Source organism: Neisseria sp. Marseille-Q2251 (assembly GCF_940793045.1).
Lineage (GTDB): Bacteria > Pseudomonadota > Gammaproteobacteria > Burkholderiales > Neisseriaceae > Neisseria.
Map to the genome: position 1 here is coordinate 1 of NZ_CALNWV010000081.1, position 2336 is coordinate 2336.

At 33.8% G+C, this 2336-nt stretch carries 3 protein-coding genes; all 3 read left to right on the forward strand.

Going from position 1 to position 2336, the window contains the following annotated elements:
- Positions 1–411: DUF2345 domain-containing protein (locus AAG834_RS13625; RefSeq protein WP_342032440.1), on the forward strand; the 411-nt coding region annotated here is incomplete at its 5' end.
- Positions 368–1024 (forward strand): hypothetical protein, encoded by a 657-nt coding sequence (locus AAG834_RS13630; protein WP_342032441.1) that lies wholly within the window; start codon positions 368–370, stop codon positions 1022–1024. The genes AAG834_RS13625 and AAG834_RS13630, both read left to right, overlap by 44 nt.
- 569 nt (positions 1025–1593) lie before the next feature.
- Positions 1594–2154: a hypothetical protein gene (locus AAG834_RS13635; RefSeq protein ID WP_342032442.1), complete on the forward strand. Its 561-nt coding sequence runs from the start codon at positions 1594–1596 to the stop codon at positions 2152–2154.
- Positions 2155–2336: the final 182 nt, after the last annotated feature.

Here is a 2336-nt window from a genome sequence, read left to right on the forward strand (position 1 = left end):
AAAATCACCATTGCGGCGAAGGAGGAGATTCTGATTACCTGCAAAGGGGCGTATATCAAACTGGCGAACGGGGAGGTTGAGATTGGGAGTCCGAAGCTGGTTAGGGTGAAGGCGCCGATGGAGGTGACTGGACCGAATAGTATTTTAAATAAAGTGTTCTTGCCAGCATCTCCTCTTCATCGTTACGTACAACAATTTTTACTGAAAGATGAGCAAGGTGAAATTTTACCTAATGTGAGATATGAAATATATAAAGGCGATGAGTTACTCATTAAAGGAAAAACAGATAGTGAAGGACTAACTGCCTTTGTTGGAACTGAAAATTCAGAAAATATTAGAATTTGTATTATATCTAAGGAAAAAAATTATGGGTGTTGTGAAAGAGCAAACAGAACAGACATACATGTTTAATGGCAATACGGTTTTTCCAGTAATTCTTACAGTTGAGGTAAAAAGAAAACTGACAAAGAATGAAGTTGACCTAGCAAGGTTGGTGTATAAAGATTCCATTCCTTATGACAAGGTATGGATAATCAAAGGAGGTCTTTTGGAGATGCCGAATTCCTCAAAAAATGCGATGACCCCATTTGGGAATATACATATGCCTAGTCAGGCCTATGATACTATTAAAGACTTTGCTGCAAAAAAAGACACAGATGATATACGATGGTTTATACATGAAATGGCGCATGTTTGGCAGTATTATGCCATGGATTTGAGCGTGGTTTGCAGAGGAGTTGCTCTTAAAGCAAAAGGAGGATATGAAGCTGACGCAAAAGCTTATGCTTATGATTTATTTGGAGCGGACGCAAAAAAGGAATTCAAAGATTTCAATATTGAACAGCAAGCACAAATTATTGCCCACTATTTTTTGGTAAAATATTATCCAACTACAGCAAGAAATTATTTATCATATTTACTAATTTCACAACAACAAAACCGAAAGTATATTTTGAAGGACTTTTTGGTAAACCCTAAAAATAAAATTCTCAAATCTATAAACTGGGGAAAAAATTATCGATAGATAATTTCACAAAATTTAATATTGACATCCCAATAATCAAATTCATGATAGAGATAAATTATTCTTGTAAAATTTTTTAAGACACTGAAAATTAAAACAAAATGATTTAGCTATTTCTAGGGAGCATTACTGGTTGGCCTGCATTTTAATTAGCAGGAAAATGGGAAATTTCATTTATATTCAACATGTGTAACTAAACTTAGAAAGATTAGGCTATGAAGTATACGCAATCCACTTCATAGTCCGCAGCAAAAGGAAAATACGGTCACGGAACCGTAGTAAGTTAGTCGCACTAATCGCTGTAAGATCAAACCAAGTGGTTGCATGTTGTTTACAGGAAAATTACCGATACAGGAAAATTACCGATGGCGACAAACAGGGGGGCTCCTAGAATTGATTCCTTTTTACTTTTGCAATTTAAAGACATCCATTTGATATCGAAATACATCTCTGAAACAGTTTTTATTATTTCTTTGCAATGAGAGTGGTTTTAGCTATGTTGCTTCAAAATATGTGAATGAGTCACCCTTAAAGTTAAATAAGGGTTAATTTAAATTCAGAGGATTTTTATGTATACAAAAATATTTTCTTCATTGTTAATTTTGTTATTTACATTTAATTGTAATGCTTTTTCTCAATCTCCTTATGCTGATGGTAGAGTGAATGTCAAGATAGTTAATAACACCCCGTGTCTTTATATTGACAGATCTGAATTAATTGGCGCGTATTTCATAAATATATCCAATATATCTCAAGGGGATACAAGGAATTCTCATAGTATATTTTATAAGACAACATTTGAAGAAAATTATCCAAATAAAGAAAAATGTATTATGCTGGATTCTTCAAATTTTCCAGGTATAAAATTAGAAGACAAACAAATTTATGCAATTGATCTACATCCTGATCCAAATAAAAATGAACAATTAAGGATAGAGCCGAATTTCACTGGTTTTGGAGATACAATTTGCCTTAAAAAAGATCAAAATGGTCATTTTAGGGTTCAAGATTATATTAGAGGTGAATGTGTAGATAGGGTTCCTAACCAATCTGAACAGAAATCTTTAAAGGAAAATAAAGGAAGTTGGTTTGATCGGTTCATTGAGTGGCTAAAAAGCTTACTGTCATGATTCTGTTATCTTAGATAATACAAGTATAGATTAGGCTAAAAACCAAGCAGCTATCAAGGTCGTCTGAAAACCTCCATTCAGACGACCTTTCTACCGTTTATCCCATTTGCTTTACCGTTGATGCCATTCAAGTTACCATACGAACCTCATTGTCATCTTTAAATTTAACGCCATGACTGCCC

What these genes read in the sequence shown, in the direction of transcription:
- AAG834_RS13635 (WP_342032442.1), top strand. Translation starts at nt 1,594, where the DNA reads ATGTATACAAAAATATTTTCTTCATTGTTAATTTTGTTATTTACATTT.
- AAG834_RS13630 (WP_342032441.1), top strand. Translation starts at nt 368, where the DNA reads ATGGGTGTTGTGAAAGAGCAAACAGAACAGACATACATGTTTAATGGC.